General features: G+C 66.3%; 12 protein-coding genes and 1 pseudogene. 9 read left to right on the plus strand and 4 right to left on the minus strand.

The window, feature by feature from the left end; genetic code table 11:
• Positions 1 to 87 precede the first annotated feature (87 nt).
• Positions 88 to 454, plus strand: a pseudogene (locus tag A7D27_RS15870) (hypothetical protein).
• A gap of 119 nt (positions 455 to 573) precedes the next feature.
• On the opposite strand, the gene gdhA reads toward A7D27_RS15870, so the two are convergent.
• Entirely contained in the window at positions 574 to 1,908 is a 1,335-nt protein-coding gene (gene gdhA / locus A7D27_RS15875; RefSeq protein ID WP_069565423.1) for an NADP-specific glutamate dehydrogenase, read from the minus strand.
• A 403-nt stretch (positions 1,909 to 2,311) separates the two neighbouring features.
• Between gdhA and A7D27_RS15880 the strand changes: the two genes are divergently transcribed.
• A complete protein-coding gene (locus A7D27_RS15880; protein ID WP_069565407.1) occupies positions 2,312 to 2,947 on the plus strand; it encodes a hypothetical protein in 636 nt (211 codons plus the stop codon).
• Positions 2,948 to 3,004: 57 nt separating this feature from the next.
• On the opposite strand, the gene ettA is transcribed toward A7D27_RS15880, so the two are convergent.
• Positions 3,005 to 4,672, minus strand: coding sequence for an energy-dependent translational throttle protein EttA (gene ettA, locus A7D27_RS15885; RefSeq protein WP_044410459.1), 1,668 nt, complete (start codon positions 4,670 to 4,672; stop codon positions 3,005 to 3,007).
• Positions 4,673 to 5,007: 335 nt separating this feature from the next.
• Here ettA and A7D27_RS28365 point away from each other — a divergent pair, with 335 nt between their 5' ends.
• From A7D27_RS28365 to glyA, 7 genes are all read left to right on the plus strand, one after another.
• The gene (locus A7D27_RS28365; protein WP_069559883.1) at positions 5,008 to 5,550 is read left to right on the plus strand and encodes a fimbrial protein; all 543 of its coding nucleotides are present in this window, start codon (positions 5,008 to 5,010) and stop codon (positions 5,548 to 5,550) included.
• A gap of 99 nt (positions 5,551 to 5,649) precedes the next feature.
• On the plus strand, positions 5,650 to 6,324 hold the full coding sequence (locus tag A7D27_RS15895) for a molecular chaperone (RefSeq protein ID WP_256557176.1): 675 nt from the start codon (positions 5,650 to 5,652) through the stop codon (positions 6,322 to 6,324).
• A 14-nt stretch (positions 6,325 to 6,338) separates the two neighbouring features.
• Entirely contained in the window at positions 6,339 to 8,816 is a 2,478-nt protein-coding gene (locus A7D27_RS15900) for a fimbria/pilus outer membrane usher protein (RefSeq protein ID WP_069565408.1), read from the plus strand.
• 13 nt (positions 8,817 to 8,829) lie between these two features.
• Positions 8,830 to 9,828: a fimbrial protein gene (locus tag A7D27_RS15905; protein WP_069565409.1), complete on the plus strand. Its 999-nt coding sequence runs from the start codon at positions 8,830 to 8,832 to the stop codon at positions 9,826 to 9,828.
• A gap of 8 nt (positions 9,829 to 9,836) precedes the next feature.
• Complete coding sequence (locus A7D27_RS27255; protein ID WP_083265655.1) at positions 9,837 to 10,799, plus strand: AraC family transcriptional regulator ligand-binding domain-containing protein; 963 nt, start codon at positions 9,837 to 9,839, stop codon at positions 10,797 to 10,799.
• Between the two features lie 168 nt (positions 10,800 to 10,967).
• On the plus strand, positions 10,968 to 15,206 hold the full coding sequence (locus A7D27_RS15915; RefSeq protein ID WP_139134107.1) for an EAL domain-containing protein: 4,239 nt from the start codon (positions 10,968 to 10,970) through the stop codon (positions 15,204 to 15,206).
• A 154-nt stretch (positions 15,207 to 15,360) separates the two neighbouring features.
• Positions 15,361 to 16,614, plus strand: coding sequence for a serine hydroxymethyltransferase (gene glyA, locus A7D27_RS15920; RefSeq protein WP_069565410.1), 1,254 nt, complete (start codon positions 15,361 to 15,363; stop codon positions 16,612 to 16,614).
• 322 nt (positions 16,615 to 16,936) lie between these two features.
• Here glyA and yjiA read toward each other — a convergent pair whose 3' ends face one another.
• Together yjiA and A7D27_RS15930 are read right to left on the minus strand one after the other, a co-directional pair.
• On the minus strand, positions 16,937 to 17,908 hold the full coding sequence (yjiA, locus tag A7D27_RS15925; RefSeq protein ID WP_069565411.1) for a GTPase: 972 nt from the start codon (positions 17,906 to 17,908) through the stop codon (positions 16,937 to 16,939).
• A gap of 91 nt (positions 17,909 to 17,999) precedes the next feature.
• The gene (locus tag A7D27_RS15930) at positions 18,000 to 18,203 is read right to left on the minus strand and encodes a YbdD/YjiX family protein (RefSeq protein WP_069565412.1); all 204 of its coding nucleotides are present in this window, start codon (positions 18,201 to 18,203) and stop codon (positions 18,000 to 18,002) included.

Here is an 18,203-nt window from a genome sequence, read left to right on the forward strand (position 1 = left end):
AGAATGGGCGCGCGGACCCGGCCCGCGCCCCGACCATCCGGCGAATGCGCCCGCCCTATCGGCGCATGGGAGCTCACCATGGCGTGCATGCGCGCCACCCTGCCTGTCCTGCTCTGCGCGGCCCTGCTTCTCGCCGGTTGCGAGACCACCCATGACTACCCGGTTGCCCAGGGTTATCCACCGGCATTCGCCGACGGTTACCAGGACGGCTGCAGCAGCGGCCGCCAGGCCGCCGCTGGCGATCACCGGCGAGTTCCGCAAGGACGTGCCCCGCTACCTGCGCGACCGCACCTATGCCGAGGGCTGGGGCGACGGCTTCGAGCAGTGCAAGGAGCAGATGCGCAGCCAGGAGCTGCGGGAGTTCCGCGAACAGGTGACGCGGGACCGTGATGACGAGTGGAAGCGGGACAAGGACCGCGCGGCCGCTCGCGCCCTGGGTGGGCACAGCGATTGAGTGCGAGGCCTATGTGCGGACTACACGGCCCGTTGTAGCGCACAGGCCCTGCCGCCGGAGCGGCATGAAAAGGGCAGCCGATTGGCTGCCCTTGTTCGTCCGGGTGCGGGTGGGTCGTGTCAGACCAGCCCCTGCGCCAGCATGGCGTCGGCCACTTTGACGAAGCCGGCGATGTTGGCGCCCTTCACGTAGTTGATCCGGCCGTTTTCCTCGCCGTAGTAGACGCAGGCATGGTGGATGTTCTGCATGATGCCGTGCAGGCGCTGGTCTACTTCGCCAGCGGTCCAGTGCAGGCGCATGGCGTTCTGGCTCATCTCCAGGCCGCTGGTGGCGACGCCGCCGGCGTTGGAGGCCTTGCCCGGGGCGAAGAGGATGCCGGCCCCGAGGAAGGCATCCACCGCTTCGAGGGTGGAGGGCATGTTGGCACCCTCGGCCACGCAGATGCAGCCATTGGCGAGCAGGGTGCGGGCGTCGTCGGCGTCCAGTTCGTTCTGGGTGGCGCAGGGCAGTGCGATGTCACAAGCCAGCTTCCACGGCCGTTCGCCGGCCAGGAAGCGCAAGCCTGCGCCCTGCAGGGATTCCAGGCGGCCACGGCGCTCGTTCTTCAGCTCCATCATCTCGTCCCACTGCGCGGGGGTCAGGCCGTCTTCGATGAACAGGGTGCCGCCGGAGTCGGACAGGGAAATCACCTTGCCACCCAGCTCCATGACTTTCTGCGCGGCGTACTGCGCCACATTGCCGGACCCGGAGATGGCCACGCGCGCACCGTCGAAACCACGGCCCTGGTCCTTGAGCATTTCCTGGGCGAAGTAGACGCAGCCATAGCCGGTGGCCTCGGGGCGCACCAGGCTGCCGCCGTAGGCCAGGCCCTTGCCGGTGAACACCGAGGTGAATTCGTTGGAGAGGCGCTTGTACTGGCCGAACAGGTAGCCAATCTCGCGGGCACCGACGCCGATGTCGCCGGCGGGTACGTCCAGGTCCGCGCCGATGTGGCGGTACAACTCGCTCATGAACGACTGGCAGAAGCGCATCACTTCGGCGTCGCTCTTGCCCTTGGGATTGAAGTCCGAACCGCCCTTGCCGCCGCCCATGGGCAGGGAGGTGAGGGAGTTCTTGAACACCTGCTCGAAGGCCAGGAACTTCAGCACGCCGAGGTTGACCGAGGGGTGGAAGCGCAGGCCGCCCTTGTAGGGGCCGATGGCGCTGCTCATCTGCACGCGGAAGCCACGGTTGACCTGAGCCTGGCCCTTGTCATCGACCCACGGCACGCGGAACAGGATGGCGCGCTCGGGCTCGACCAGACGCTCCAGCAGGCCGTCGCGCAGGTAGCGGGGGTTGGCTTCGAGGAAGGGCCAGAGGCTGCGCAGGACCTCTTCCACCGCCTGGTGGAATTCGGGCTGGTGGGGGTCGCGTTGCTTGAGCCGTTGCAGGAACAGGTCCAGGGAAGGAGTCATGATGCTCACCAGTATTTTTCTTTTGTGGACAATCGGTAGCGCGAGACTCTAGCAAGCGATCTGACACATAAACAGGGCAAAATGACGCATTGATGAAACTTTTTGGTGCATTTGCTGTAAATCCCCGCCACCACACGCCATAAACCTACGCTCCGAACGCTCTGTTCCGGCAGATACCCGTGCCATCGGATTCTGGCGTTTTTGCACTTCTTTCGAGCGCTGCCAGCACCAGAAAGTGACGTTTTCACGACACAGGTAAACCGGCTCGGCGATCCACTGCCGTCGTGTCGTCATCGGCCGTCATGATTGGATACAACTGATCCGTCCCGACAAACGGAACGGCACCCCGGCGCTCCAGTCATAGCGATGTGCCATATCGGCACCTACTCAGGAGCACCTGTTCATGTCCAGCTTGCCCAAGCGTTCTGTCCGTCCCTTCACCGCTTCCCTGGCCGCCCTGGTCCTGGCGGGTCTTGCCGGGGCGGCTCAGGCGGGCATCGAGGTCGGTAATTCGTCCAGCAGCTACAGCAACCTGGTTACGGTCGATCGCAATCCGCTCGGTGGCACAACGCTGAAGGAATCCCGCATCAGCATCGACACCCTCGAGAAGATGCAGGAGCAGTTGAAGAGAACCCAGGAAAGCCTGGAGAAGCTGACCCGGCAGGTCAGTGACCAGGCCAGCACCATCAGCACCCTGAATCGCCAGTTGGAGGAGGTGAAGCGCACCACCGGCTCGTCGGACCTGTCCAACGTCCAGCGCGACCTGGACAGCCAGAAGGGGCGGATCGATCAGCTCCAGCGCAGCCTGGAGGACGCCAAGCGTGGCAGTTCGTCGTCCAGCGATGTCTCCAGTCTCAAGCGCGAGCTGGAGAACCAGGACAACCGCATCGATCAACTGCAGCGTGGCCTGGAGGATGCCAAGCGCAGCAGTTCCTCCTCCAGCGACCTGTCCGGCCTCAAGCGTGAGGTGGACAGCCAGGACAGCCGCATCGATCAGCTGCAACGCAGCCTGGAGGACCTGAGCCGCAAGGTGAAGTAAGCGCCCCCGGAATGAAAAACGGAGCCCGAGGGCTCCGTTTTTCGTGGTGCTGCCGGCTTACTGAGCCAGCTTCTTGTAGCGCACGCGGTGCGGCTGGGCAGCCGCCTCGCCGAGGCGCTTCTTGCGGTCCGCTTCGAACTCGGTGTAGTTGCCTTCGAAGAAGGTCACCTTGCCGTCGTCCTCGTAGGACAGGATGTGGGTGGCGATACGGTCCAGGAACCAGCGATCGTGGGAGATCACGATGGCGGCGCCGGGGAAGTCCAGCAGTGCCTCTTCCAGGGCGCGCAGGGTTTCCACGTCGAGGTCGTTGGACGGTTCGTCGAGCAGCAGCACGTTGCCGCCCTGCTTCAGGGTCAGGGCCAGGTGCAGGCGACCGCGCTCACCACCGGAGAGGTCCTTGACGAACTTCTGCTGGTCGGCGCCCTTGAAGTTGAAGCGGCCGACGTAGCTGCGCGACGGGACTTCGTAGTTGCCGATCTTGATCTGCTCGAAGCCATCGGAAACCTGCTGCCACACGGTCTTGCTGCCGTCCAGGCTGTCGCGGCTCTGGTCGACGCTGGCGATCTGCACGGTCTCGCCGATCTCGATGCGGCCGGAATCCGGCTGCTCCTTGCCGGTGAGCATGCGGAACAGGGTGGACTTGCCCGCACCGTTGCCGCCGATCACGCCGACGATGGCGCCTTTCGGGATGCTCAGGGACAGGTCGTCGATCAGCACGCGATCGCCGTAGCCCTTGGTGACGTTGTGCAGCTCGATAACCTTGTCGCCCAGGCGCGGACCGGCCGGAATGTAGATCTCGTTGGTCTCGCTGCGCTTCTGGAATTCCTGGGACTGCATTTCCTCGAAGCGCTGCAGACGGGCCTTGGACTTGGCCTGGCGACCCTTGGCGCCCTGGCGCACCCACTCCAGTTCGGCCTTCATGGCCTTGGCGTGGGAGGCTTCCTGCTTGGCTTCCTGGGCCAGGCGGTTGGCCTTGGATTCCAGCCAGCCGGAGTAGTTGCCCTCGAAGGGGATGCCGTGGCCACGGTCCAGTTCGAGGATCCAGCCGGCGACATTGTCGAGGAAGTAACGGTCGTGGGTGATGGCCACCACGGTGCCGGGGAAGTCGTGGAGGAAGTGTTCCAGCCAGGCGACGGAGTCAGCGTCCAGGTGGTTGGTGGGTTCGTCGAGCAGCAGCATGTCGGGGGCTGACAGCAGCAGGCGGCACAGCGCCACGCGGCGCTTCTCGCCACCGGACAGGTGCTCGATCTTCGCGTCCCACGGCGGCAAACGCAGGGCGTCGGCAGCGACCTCCAGTTGGCGCTCCAGGTTATGGCCGTCGGCGGCCTGGAGGATGGCCTCCAACTTGGCCTGCTCGGCGGCCAGGGCGTCGAAGTCGGCGTCCGGCTCGGCATAGGCGGCATAGACCTCGTCCAGGCGGGCCTGGGCCTGCTTGATCTCGCCGACCGCCTCTTCGACGATCTCGCGGACCGTCTTGCTGGCATCGAGCTGCGGTTCCTGGGGCAGGTAGCCGACCTTGATGCCCGGCATCGGGCGGGCTTCGCCGTCGATCTCGGTGTCGACGCCGGCCATGATGCGCAGCAGGGTGGATTTACCCGCGCCGTTCAGGCCGAGCACGCCGATCTTGGCGCCGGGGAAGAAGGACAGCGAGATGTCCTTGAGGATTTCACGCTTCGGGGGCACGACCTTGCTGACCCGATGCATGGTGTAGACGTACTGAGCCAAACTGTTTGACCTCGCTGAACGTGTGGAATCGGGCCAATGGCTTGCGTGGCAAGGCATTGGCCGCAGACGGAATGGATGGGAAAGTGCGTCAGCTTATTAGCTCCCCTGGGGTTGTGCAAACGCCGCACGCCCTCCCTCAACGCCCCCTCCCCCCTGTAGCTCAGCATCGTCACTATGTCCAAGGTGATAGCCGAATTCCCGGAACACCACTTCCCCTCCTTACAGAACGCTGGCAAGCGTCCCACAGGCCGCTCTTTCTAACATGCTGCCGGTCTGCCCATGCCCCGGGAGTACACGGCGCAGACATCCACACTTACTTAATCAAGGAACGCAACATGATCAGGAAATTGATGGCCTCCGCCGCCGTTGTCGCACTCTCCACTGCCAGCCTCACCGCCTTCGCTGCAAACGCGGGCCCTGACACCGGGGAAATCCGTTTCAACGGCAAGATCGTCGAGAAGACTTGCACCGTCGCCGTCAACGGCGTGGTGAGCCCTGCCATTGCCAACGTCACGCTGCCTGAGGCCAACGCATCTCTCCTGCAACTTCCGGGCAACACCACCGGCGATACCCCCTTCACCATCAGCGTGAAAGACTGCCTGACCAACTCCGGCCAGGCCCAGGTAGTGTTCTACTCCTCCAACTCGGACGGGAACTACCTGCGCAACATCGCCGCGACCGACCCGGCCGACAACGCGCTTCTGGAACTGACTGACAACAATGGCAACCCCCTCGACCTGATTGGTGGGACTAGCACCGGCCTCACCCTGACCGCCGGCCAGGGCAGTGCCGTCTACAAGGTGCGCTACTACGCCAAGGCTGCTGTAACCCCGGGTGCCGTCGAGTCCACCGCGACCTACGTCATCAGCTACCCGTAACACCCTGGAGGGCAGGTGCAATGCCTGCCTTCCCCCCCCTTCATTTCCAGTCACAGAGTCACCATGAACCCTATCCGCACCTGGCTGTGCATGCTTGCCATGCTCGCCCCCGCCTTCGCCCAAGGGGGCATCGTCATTACCGGTACCCGGGTGATCTACCCCGGCGAAGAACGGGAGATCACCGTTCAAATGACCAATAACGGGGAACTGCCAGCACTGGCGCAAGCCTGGATCGACCAGAGCCCGAACATCGAAAGCGTAGCAACGGCCCGTAGCCCCTTCCTGCTGACCCCCCCGGTGTCCCGGGTCAATCCGGGTAAAGGCCAGAGCCTGCGCATCCGCCTGCTTGAACAGGGCCTGCCGCAGGACCGCGAATCGCTGTTCTGGCTTAACGTGCTCGAACTGCCCCCCAAACCGGCAGCCGGAAGCGCCAGCAACAAGCTGCAGGTGGCCTTTTCCAGCCGACTCAAACTGTTCTACCGCCCCAAGGGGCTGGGCAGCCTGGAATCCGGCATAGGTACCCTGCAGTGGATGGTTCGGGATGGCGAGCTGGTCTGCAGCAACCCGGGTCCGTTCCATATCACCTTTGTCGGCATTCGCCTCGACGGTCAGAACATTCCGCTGGACAACGGCTCCGCCATGGTCGCCCCCAAGGAAACCCTGCGGCTGCCGCTCAAGGGGCTACACCAAGCCTCCGGTAAAGCGCCCGTCGAATTCCGGATCATCAACGACTTCGGTGCCAGCGCTGATCATGACGCCCTCCTGACCCCCTGACCCCCTGACCCTCGATGCACCCCATTTTGCAGCGGCATTGCCGCTGCCTGCTGCTCGTGCTGTTGGCACTTGGAGGGTGTCTGGTTCTGGATAGGTATTGCCTTGCCGACGACCCCATCGTCTTCGACGACGCCTTCCTGCCCCCTGAAGCGCGAGACTTCGACCTCAGCCAGTTCGAGGACGAGTACCCGGTGGTGCCGGGCCGCTACCCGGTGGATATCCGCGTGAACGAACGGATCGCTCTGCGCCGCGAGATCGAGGTCGTGACCGACGACCGAGGCCCTTTTCCCTGCCTGCAGCCAGACATGCTCGTCCTCATTGGCGTCGATGCAGCACGCCTGCACACGATCGCCCCTGCGACCTGCGGCCGCCTGGAAGACCAAGTGGACGCCGGGCAAGCCCGCTTCGACATGGCGGAACTGGTGCTGAACCTGCAAATCCCCCAGTTCGCCTTGCGTCGCAATGCTAATGACTATGTGGACCGCAGCCTGTGGGACGAAGGCGTAACGGCCCTCGCGCTCGGCTACAACCTCAATGCCAGTCGCCAGGAACAGGAGAGCGGCACCACCGACAACCTCTTCCTCAGCCTGGATGGCGGGCTCAACCTGGGCCGCTGGCGACTCCGCCACCAGGGCAGCCAGGCCTGGCAGAGCGGCGTCCCATCCACCTACCACAACGCAGCCACCTACCTGCAGCGTGATCTGGACGACTGGAGCAGCCAGTTGGAAATCGGCGAGGTCAACAGCAGCGGGCAACTGCTCCCGAGCGTGCCCCTGAGCGGCGTTCGCCTCTATAGCGACGCCCGCATGCTGCCTTACTCCCAGCGCAACTTCGCACCGGTCTTCCGAGGGGTCGCCCGAACCCAGGCACGTGTCCAGGTCTGGCAGGGCGACACCCTGCTGAAGGAGATCAACGTCGCCCCCGGGCCTTTCGAACTGGATGACCTCGTCCCCCCCGGACGAGGGGGGGACCTCGAAGTACGGGTCCTGGAAGCCGATGGCAGCGAGCAGCGCATCTCGCTGCCCTACAGCCCGGCAGTGGAACTGCTGCGGCCGGGCCAGGTGCGCTTCAGCCTGGCGGCCGGACGCCTGCGCGCCCCGTCGCTCAAGCGCCAGCCCATGATGCTGGATGGGCTATTCAGACGTGGCCTGGACAACCGCACCACTGCCTACCTCGGAGGCCAGGCCAGCCCCGGCTACACCGCCCTGATGATTGGCGCAGCGCTCAATACCAGACTGGGCGCCCTCGCGGCCGACCTCACCCGCAGCCAGGCGCGGATTCACGGCCAGCGCGAGCAGGGCAGCAGCCTAGGCCTGGCCTATGCACGCAGCTGGCCCGCGGACGGGCCAAGCCTCGCCATGGAGGTGCGCCATGCCCCATCACCGGGTTACCAGTCCCTCAACCGCGCAGCACACCGCCAGGATTCGCCGCGCCCCGTGCAAGCCGACGCGACGATGGCCGGACTGCGCGACCGAGCAAGCGCGAACCTTACGCTCAATGTCGGCGCGGCCGGGCAGCTCAACACCAGCGTGATACTCCAGCGTGACTGGGGGAACCCGCGTTGGGCGCGGCAGTACCAGATTGGCTACGCCCATCGCTTTGATCGAGTCAGCCTGGGCCTGGACCTCACCCGCGTCCGGGACGCCCGAGGACAACCCGACGGCCAGGCGCGACTGACGCTCAGCATTCCACTGGACGCACGCTTTGGCGGTATCGAAAGCCTGTCCAGCACCTTCTCCCGCCAACACGACGGTTCCTATGACGAACGCTTGGCCTTGCGAGGCCGTGCAGGCAGCGCGCGCCAGCTCTCGTACTCGCTCTCCCGGGCCCGAAGCAGCGAGAGCTCCAGCTCCACCAGCCTCGGCGGTACCTACCAGTCGTCACGCGCACTGATGAGCGGGGCCATGACCCAGGGCAACGGCTACCGGAACACCACGCTCGGTCTCAACGGCAGCCTGGTCGCCCACCCGGAGGGCGTCACCCTGACCCCCATGCAGGGCGATACATTCGCCGTGCTGGTCGCACCGGGCGGCGCGGGGGCCCGGGTTGCCAGGCAGCCCGGCCTGGTGCTCGACAGTCAAGGTCACGCGGTCGTGGCCGGGCTCCAGCCCTATCAGATGAACGAATTGATCCTCGACCCGGCCGGCTCTGCCGACACCGTCGAGTTCGACGAGACCGAGCAGCGCGCAGCCCCCCGCAGCGGCGCCGTGCTGATGGTGAAGTACCCCACGCGTTCCGGCAGCGTCCTGCTGGCCCGTGGCGTTTTGCCGGACAACACACCACTTCCTTTCAGCGCAAGCCTGCAGGACGACCAGGGCCGTGCACTGGGCGTGGTCGGCCAGGGTGGCCTCATCTACCTGCGCCTGGAGAACCAACCCGAAACACTCATGGCCACCTGGGGCAAAGCTACCGAACAGCAGTGCCGCTTCCAAGTTCCCCATCCGCTGCCCGATGCCAATGAGCCGCCCCGTGACCTCATCTGCCACCCCTGATCAGGAGCCGACCATGCCGACCCTACACTTCATACGCCTGGCCGCCTGGCTGCCCCCTCTTTTCACCAGTCTGCTAGCGCTCCACGCCCAGGCTGATTGCCAGGCGATGACGGCGAGCAGTCGCCAGGTTCCGTTCGGAGCACCCGCCATCAGCCTGCCGGCCTCCGCCCCCATCGGCAGCGTGCTGTATGAACAGTGGCTGCCGGCCCCCCAGGTCACCAGCGGCGACGATGCCGATCAGCCCCTGTCACTCGAACTCATCCCTCGCCCGGCACAGTCCCTCTGGCAAGACGCCCAGTCAGCCGAGGCGCCGGTCTACCAGACCGGCCTGCCAGGCGTCGGCGTGCGCTACAGCGCACCAGGCGGCGCCGCCCTGTCGACTGCCCAGGGTGCGGCCGTGGTGCTGCAACTGGTGAAGACCGAACCCACCCTGCAACCCGGCGCACTGGCGGGTGACCAATTGCCTGCACTGTCACTCCACTGCGGCACTGGCGAAATAGGGCGAACCGAGCTGAGCGGCAGCCTCAACCTGGTCAGCAGCACCTGCATGGCCACCGATGTCGACGTCGTCCTCGGCACCTTCTCTGCGGCATTGCTGGCCCAGCCGGGCGATGCCACACCCTGGGTCGACTTCGCCGTGCGACTGGTCAACTGCCCACCGTTCCACGGAACCCGCCGGCTCTTCGACGGACAGGCCGGCTGGCAGCAGAACGACATCGGCATCGCCCTGCGCCCCAGCGACGGCGCCGTGGACGCCGCCCGTGGTCTGATGCGCCTGAGCCCTGACCCCGACAGCGCCCAGGGCGTGGCCATCGAGGTGCACCAGCGCTTCGAGGGGCAAACGGGGCCGGCCCCCCTGGATAACCGCGTGGTACGGGGCGTGCTGGCACTGACCGACTCCCCAGGGCAGTCGTACGCCTTTCCCTACCGTGCGCGTTATCTAAGGCTGAACGAACCGTTCAACGCTGGTATCGCCAACGGCGCGTTAGTGTTCACACTCATTTACTACTGACCCTCCCGATGACTGACACCACAGAGGGGCGGGTGATCTCTGCCAGCCTGCTGCTGGGCTGCCGCCACCTGCTCCCCCCCCTCGCCAAGGCCTTGGGCCACGGTCCAGACGCCCTGCTGCCGGGCACGTCCTGGCCCCTGGACGACTTTCTCAACCTCCTGGAGCACGCCGACGAGGGCCCCCTCCCCCATATCGGCCTGTACCAGGGCACCCGGCTGGACCTGGGCGCGCTCGGTCTCTACGGCCAGGCCGTGCAGAGCGCCTGCACCTTCGGCGAAGCACTGAGGTGCGCCCAGCGCCACCTGGCCTGGCTGGTGACCCCCGCCCGGCTGGAGTTGAGACTCGGCACCCATGGCCTGCAAGTGGAATTCCGCCTGCTGCCCGGGGCCCCTCCCCACACCCGGCAGTTCGACGAACTCATCCTGGCCCTGCTGGCCAATGCCCTGGCCCCGCTGACCGAACCATCCACCCAGGCCTTGCGGCTTGAGCTGGCCCACCCCGCGCCGAACGACGAACGGTTCCACCGGCAGGCCTTCGCCTGCCCCATTGCCTTCGAACGCCTGCACAACCGCCTGCACTTCCCCCGCGCCGCCCTCGAGCGGCCATTACGCACAGCCCAACCCGCCCTGCACCGGCACCTGCTGGCCTACCTTGATCAACCGCCGCACCCTGCCTCGCTCCCCCTCGATATCCCCCAGGACGAAGACGAGCGTTGGGAGTGGGTCAAGTACCAACTGCGCACACGAGGCCACAGCCTGGCGGAGGTGGCCCGCCAACTCGGTGTCTCCAGTGCGGCGGTGAAGAATGCCAAGCGCCTGCCCTATCCCCGGGTCGAGCGCGCCATCGCCGCGCTCCTGGAGCTGGCGCCAGCGCAGATATGGCCGGAACGCCGACACCCCACCCCGGGAACAACCGTCACCTCCACCGCCTCCACCCCCCAAGCGACGGTAGCGAGCGCCGAAGAGGGCTGATCGGGGTCCCTGCTCGCGCACCGGCTGCGGGCGTTTTCCTGCTGCGGCGCGCCGGTGATTCCGGCCCGCCGGACGCTCGTCGGCTGTGCTGGCACTTTGCCGCAACCCCAGGCATGCTAGCCGGCTTTCCCCAGACAACCCCGACCAGCCCGTTCGGCCTTCGCGCCGATGGATCAGGATTGCGCCGTGCCCGACACCTCGCCCGCCCTCACCCACCGCGCGCCCGGAGAGCCCCAGGGCCCCGCTCTGCAGCGCTCGGTCAAGGGCCTGCTCGTGGTACTGGTGATGGTCATGATCGGGCTGCTGTTCTGGCAACTGCTGCAGGAGTACCACCGCCTGCAGACCGACCAGCGCCAGCATGACCGCACCCTCACCGAGCAGCTCGCACGGCAACTGGAGGGCACCATGGAGCAGCAAGCCGAGGCCGGCCTTGCCCTGCTGCAGTACAGCGGCCGCGAGATCAGCGAGCCAGCCCTGCTCGACAGCCTCCATGTGCTCTACCCGCAGATGCACAGCATCGTCCGGGTCTCGCCCCGGGGCGGCGTGCTCGACGACAGTGCCCCCGGCAGCGACGACAGCCTCTACATTGCCGCCCTGGCCCATCGCAGCGCCGGCCAGCCCTACCATTTCGCCTTCACCCCCGAGGCCGGCGGCCTGGTCTACCTGTTGCTCCACGACGGCCAGGGGCGTAGCTGGGCACTGCGCCTCGACGCCTCCGTACTGCAAGACTGGCTACGGGAGCGCGGCCTGAGCTGCGGCTGGCTGCTGGAGGACCGCCTCAACCAGCGCGTGCTGATTCACGGCGGCACCGAAGCGGACCAGAGCAAAGCCACCGGCGTGCCCCTGACCGCCGAAGAGCAGGCCCAGACCCTTGCCCAACTGCCCCTGGCCAACAGCGACTGGCAACTGCGCGCCCTGTACGACGAGCGCCAGGCCCGAGCGACCAGGCTGCCCGGCCTGATCGGCAAGCTCGCCCTGTTCTCCGTCTGCGCCGCCATGGCCCTGCTGGCGCTGTTCGTCCTGCAGCGCGAGCAGCGCAGCCTGCAAGCCCTCAACGACGCCTCGCGGCGCTCCCTGCGCCAGGCGGCCAGCGCCCTCGGGGCGATCGAAGAGCGCGTGGTGGTGACCTGGACCGACGGCCTGGTCTGCTACCTCAACGCCCAGGCCGAAGCCATGTTCGGCCTCAGCAGCGAGGACGCCCAGCAGGTCCACCTGCTGGCCCTGCTGCCCAACCTAGACCCGTTGTTGCTGCACACCGTCCAGTACAGCCAGGACCTCGGCCCCGACCTGGTGCAGGTCAGCGTCGGCACCGTACAACGCCTGTTCACCGTGACCCGCAGCGACCTCAACGACGGCGCCAAGCTCATCGGCTACGTCTGGGTCCTGCGTGACGTCACCGAGGAACAGCAGGCCCTGCGGGTGCTGCAGGAGACCCGCCGGCGCTACCAGGAAATCTTCGAAGGCACCGGCGTCGCCCTCTGCGTGCTCGACCTCGCCAGCCTGCGCGAGCACCTGCTGCACAACGGCATCCGCGACGCCCAGGCCCTGGAACAGTGGCTGCAGGACCACCCCGAGCGGCATCTGTCACTGCAACAGCGCCTGCGGGTCACCGAGGTCAACCAGTTCGCCCTGCGCCTGCTGGGCGTGCGCAACGCCGACCAGGCGTGGCAACTGATCATCGGCGACCGCCCGCTGCGCCCCGGCGGCATGCGCATGCAGCTCATCGCCGCCGTGCTCGGCACCCAGCAGCAGTTGGAGCTGGAAGCCCGCATCGTCACGCCCCAGGGCGTGGAACGGCACCTCTGGGTGGTACTGCGCATGCCCGAGATGATCCAGGACCTGCACGCCGTCACCCTCAGCATGAGCGACATCACCAGCCGCAAACGCATGGAGCTGTCGCTGATCGAGCGCGAGCGCTTCTGGTCCGATGTGGTGCTGGCGGTGCCCGACACCCTCTACGTTCACGACATCGGCGCGCGCCGGGTGATGCTCAGCAACAACCGCCTCGGCCAGCAGCTCGGCTACAGCCCGCGCGAACTGCGCGAGATGGGCGAGCACTTCTGGGAGCAGATCCTCCACCCGGACGACCAGGAACAGTACGCCCGCATGCGCAGCCTGCAGCAGGTGGTCAGCGACGGGCAGTTGCTGCAATGCCTGCTGCGCTGGCGTCACCGCGACGGCAGCTGGCACTGGTTCGACATCCGCGAGCAGGCCCTGACCCGCGACGATCAGGGCCGGGTCAGCCGACTGATCGGCGTGGCCAAGGACATCACCGAGCAGATCGAGGCCAGCGAGCAGATGCGCGACAGCGAGCGGCGCTACCGCTTGCTGGCCGAGAGCATCAGCGACGTCATCTTCACCAGCGACCGCGAGCTGAAGCTCAACTACGTCAGCCCCTCGGTGCAACCGGTACTGGGCCTGAGCCCGGAATGGGTGATCGACCATGGTTTCAACGGCACCGTGGCCAACCCGCGTCAGTTGGCCTCGCTGTTCATCCTGCTGGACAAGGTCGACCACGCCCTGGGCGATCCCCAGCGCCTGGCGGAACTGCGCAGCCAGTTGCCACCACAACTGTTCCTGTTCGACTGCCTGCGCGCCGATGGCCGCAAGATCCCGGTGGAGCTGCGCATCATGCTCATGTGGGACGAGCACGGCCGCTTCGAAGGCATGCTCGGTGTCGGCCGCGACATCAGCCAGCAGCGCCGTGCCGAAAAAGATCTGCGCATGGCCGCCACGGTGTTCGAGCACTCCACCTCGGCCATCCTGGTCACCGACCCGGCCGGCTACATCGTCCAGGTCAACGAAGCCTTCACCCGCATCACCGGCTATCAGTCCGCCGAAATGCTCGACCAGTTGCCCTCGCTGCTCACCGCCGACCGCCAGCAGGCCACCCAGCTCGACTACATCCTGCGCCAGCTCAACCAGCACGGCAGTTGGGAGGGCGAGATCTGGCTCAAGCGCCGCGTCGGCGACCACTACCCTGCCTGGGTCGGTATCACCGCCGTACACGACGAGGAAGGCGACCTGGTCAGCTACGTGTGCTTCTTCAGCGACATCAGCGAGCGCAAGGCCAGCGAGCAGCGCATCCACCGCCTCGCCTACTACGACGCACTCACCCAGCTGCCCAACCGCACCCTGTTCCAGGAGCGCCTGTACACCGCCCTCCAGCACGCCGAGCGCCGCGAGGAATGGGTAGTGCTGATGTTCCTTGACCTCGACCGTTTCAAGCCGATCAACGACTCCCTCGGCCACGCCGCCGGCGACTGCATGCTCAAGGACGTCGCCGTGCGCCTGGCCGGCTGCGTCAGCGAGGACGACACCGTCGCCCGCATGGGCGGCGACGAGTTCACCCTGCTGCTGTCGCCCTGCGCCGGGCGCGAGACCGCGCTGAACCGCGCCATCACCGTAGCCGAGCAGATCCTCTCGCGCCTGGCCCGACCCTTCGTGCTGGAGGGCCGCGAATTCTTCGTCACCGCCAGCATCGGCATCGCCCTCGGCCCGCAGGACGGCCACGAGCCGAGCCAGTTGATGAAGAACGCCGACACCGCCATGTACCACGCCAAGGAACGCGGCAAGAACAACTTCCAGTTCTACCAGGCCGAGATGAACGCCCGCGCCCTGGAGCGCCTGGAGCTGGAGAGCGACCTGCGCCACGCCCTGGAACAGCACGAGTTCGTCCTCTACTACCAGCCGCAGTTCTCCGGCGACGGCAAGCGCCTGACCGGCGTCGAGGCCCTGCTGCGCTGGCGCCACCCCGAGCGCGGCCTGGTCCCGCCCGGCGAGTTCATCCCGGTGCTGGAAGAACTGGGCCTGGTGGTGGAGGTCGGCGACTGGGTCCTGCGCGAGGCCTGCCGCCAACTGCGCGTGTGGCACCAAAGCAGGATGCGCCTGCCTAAGGTCTCGGTGAACATCTCCGCCCGTCAGTTCGCCGACGGGCAACTGGTCGAGCGCATCTCCGGCATCCTTGCCGAGAGCGGCCTGCCGCCCGCCTGCCTGGAGCTGGAGCTGACCGAGAGCATCCTCATGCGCGACGTGGCCGAGGCCATGGAAATCCTCGCCAACCTCAAGCGCCTCGGCCTGTGCATCGCCGTGGACGACTTCGGCACCGGCTACTCCTCGCTCAACTACCTCAAGCGCTTCCCCATCGACGTGCTGAAGATCGATCGCAGCTTCGTCGACGGCCTTCCCGACGGCGAGCGCGACGCGCAGATCGCCCGCGCCATCATCGCCATGTCCCACAGCCTCAACCTGGCGGTGATCGCCGAAGGGGTCGAGACCCACGCCCAGCTCGACTTCCTCCGCGAGCACGGCTGCGACGAAGTGCAGGGCTTCCTCTTCGGCCGCCCGATGCCCGCCGACCAGTTGGAAGCCCAGTTCGGCGGCGCCGCGCTGTTCATGCTCAGCTAAGCCCCGCAGGAAAAGCTCGCCGAGCCGCGCGGCGCAGAAGAGGAATCCGCGTGAGCGCCACTTGTCTGTCGCATGACCGACCTTCATGTGTCAGCCAGCGACCTATGAGTTAGAATGCGCGCCTTTCCACGTACCGATCCCTGAGAGGACCGCCATGTTCAGCCGTGATTTGACCCTCGCCCGCTACGATGCCGAACTCTTCGCCGCGATGGAGCAGGAAGCCCAGCGCCAGGAAGAGCACATCGAACTCATCGCCTCGGAGAACTACACCAGCCCGGCGGTGATGGAAGCCCAGGGTAGCGTGCTGACCAACAAGTACGCCGAGGGTTACCCGGGCAAGCGCTACTACGGCGGCTGCGAGTACGTCGACGTGGTCGAGCAGCTTGCGATTGATCGCGCCAAGGAGCTGTTCGGCGCCGATTACGCCAACGTCCAGCCCCACGCCGGTTCCCAGGCCAACGCCGCGGTCTACCTGGCCCTGCTGTCGGCCGGCGACACCATCCTCGGCATGAGCCTGGCCCACGGCGGCCACCTGACCCACGGCGCCTCCGTATCCTCCTCCGGCAAGCTGTACAACGCCGTGCAGTACGGCATCACCGACGCCGGCCTGATCGACTACGACGAAGTCGAGCGCCTGGCCGTCGAGCACAAGCCGAAGATGATCGTCGCCGGCTTCTCCGCCTACTCCCAGGTGCTGGACTTCGCCCGCTTCCGCGCCATCGCCGACAAGGTCGGTGCCTACCTGTTCGTCGACATGGCCCACGTGGCCGGCCTGGTCGCCGCCGGTGTGTACCCGAACCCGGTGCCGTTCGCCGACGTGGTCACCACCACCACCCACAAGACCCTGCGCGGCCCGCGCGGCGGCCTGATCCTCGCGCGCAAGAACGAAGAGATCGAGAAGAAGCTGAACTCCGCCGTGTTCCCCGGCGCCCAGGGTGGCCCGCTGGAACACGTGATCGCCGCCAAGGCCGTGTGCTTCAAGGAAGCCCTGCAGCCCGAGTTCAAGGCCTATCAGCAGCAGGTTCTGAAGAACGCCCAGACCATGGCTAGCGTGTTCATCGAACGCGGCTTCGACGTGGTCTCCGGTGGCACCCAGAACCACCTGTTCCTGCTGTCCCTGATCAAGCAGGACATCACCGGTAAGGATGCCGACGCCGCCCTGGGTCGCGCCTTCATCACCGTGAACAAGAACAGCGTGCCGAACGACCCGCGCTCTCCCTTCGTCACCTCCGGCCTGCGCATCGGCACCCCCGCCGTGACCACCCGTGGTTTCAAGGAGGCCGAGTGCCGCGAACTGGCCGGCTGGATCTGCGACATTCTGGAGAACATGGGCGACGAGTCCGTGGTCGACCGCGTGCGCGAGCAGGTCAAGGCCATCTGCGCCAAGTTCCCGGTTTACGGCAACTGAGTGCCTGAGCGGCGAATGAAAGAGCCCGGCACCTGCCGGGCTTTTTTGTGCCTGCAGCACACACTTCAGAGCCGCTGCGCAGTGCTTGGCGAATGAGCTCGCCCCCACGGGCACGAAATGCCTGTGGATTCGGGTCAGCGGCATCCCAGGCGGTGCCGCAGCCAGCCTCCGAGCCAGTTGCTGGCGCTCAGGGTAGAGCGAACCAAGGGTTGTCGCCGGGTGCCGCTGCGGCATCGGTCATGGGGAGCACGCCGAAAGAGGAAAAGAATCAATGCGAGTGATTCCATTGACGCTCAAGCGGCACTCCAATCACCGATGACGCTCAGCGGGCCGCGGCTTCGAATCCGGCGCGGATCTCGTCTTCCGGGAGGTTGTCGCCAATGAAGACCATCACGCTTTCACGTGGCTCGTCCGCCTCCCATTCGCGGTCCCAGTCAAAGCCGTACAGGCGCAGTACGCCCTGGAACACCAGGCGACGGGCTTCGCCGGCCACCGCGAGCACGCCCTTGTAGCGCAGCAGGGCGTTGCCGTGGCGCTCCAGCAGGCCCTCCATGAAGGCGCTGAGGCGCTCCATGTCCAGCGGCTTGTCGCTCTTGAGTACCAGGGTGCCGATGCGGTCCGGGGTGGCGGCCGGGCGCACGGGGCGCAAGGTCAGCACGGGGCCGATGTCGGCGTTGAGGTTGAAGCCGCGCACGTCCAGCAGCTCGGCCAGGTCGATGCGGCCGTGATCGACGACACGCACCGGCGCCCGGCGGTTGATCCGCGAAAGGCGCTGGTTGAGGGCCTCGAAGTGCGCCTCGTCCACCAGGTCGCGCTTGCTCACCAGAATGCGGTCGGCGAACCCCACCTGGGCCTGGGCGATGGACTCGGCCAGGTGGCGCTCGGCATTGACGGCGTCCACCAGGGTGATGATGCCGTCCAGCACGTAGCGCTCGCAGAGGGCTTCATCGGCGAAGAAGGTCTGCGCCACGGGCGCCGGGTCGGCCAGGCCGGTGCACTCGATCACCAGGCGGTCGAAGGTCAGTTCGCCGGCATCCAGGCACTCCAGCAGGAGGAACAGTGCCTTTTCCAGCTCGACGTGGATGGAGCAGCAGACGCAGCCGTTGGCCAGGGTCATGACCTGCACGGGCTCGTCGCCCAGCAGTTGGCCATCGATGGGCGTCTCGCTGAATTCGTTCTCGATCACCGCGATCTTCAGGCCGTGCTCGGCCTTGAGGATGTGCTTCAGGAGCGTGGTCTTGCCGGCACCGAGAAAGCCGGTGAGTACGGTGACGGGGATGGGTGTTGGGTACATCGTGATCTCCAAAAACACGCGCCACGGCTAAGCGTGGCGCGGTTGTACCTCGATCTGCCTCGCCAAGCGCAGCAGCCTGGCGGGGCAGGTTTCAGCAGCAGCGGATGGGCCGCCCTTTGCCGCCTCCATAACGCGCTTCCTGGCGCTCCCGGAAGAACGCCTCGTAACTCATCACCGGCTGGTCCGGGTGCTTGCCCCGCATGTGCTCGACGTAGGTGTCGTAGTCGGGCATGCCCACCAGCATCCGGGCGGCCTGCCCGAGGTACTTACCCATGCGGCTCAGGTCATTGAACAT

This window comes from Pseudomonas sp. 1D4 (assembly GCF_001728925.1).
GTDB lineage: Bacteria > Pseudomonadota > Gammaproteobacteria > Pseudomonadales > Pseudomonadaceae > Metapseudomonas > Metapseudomonas otitidis.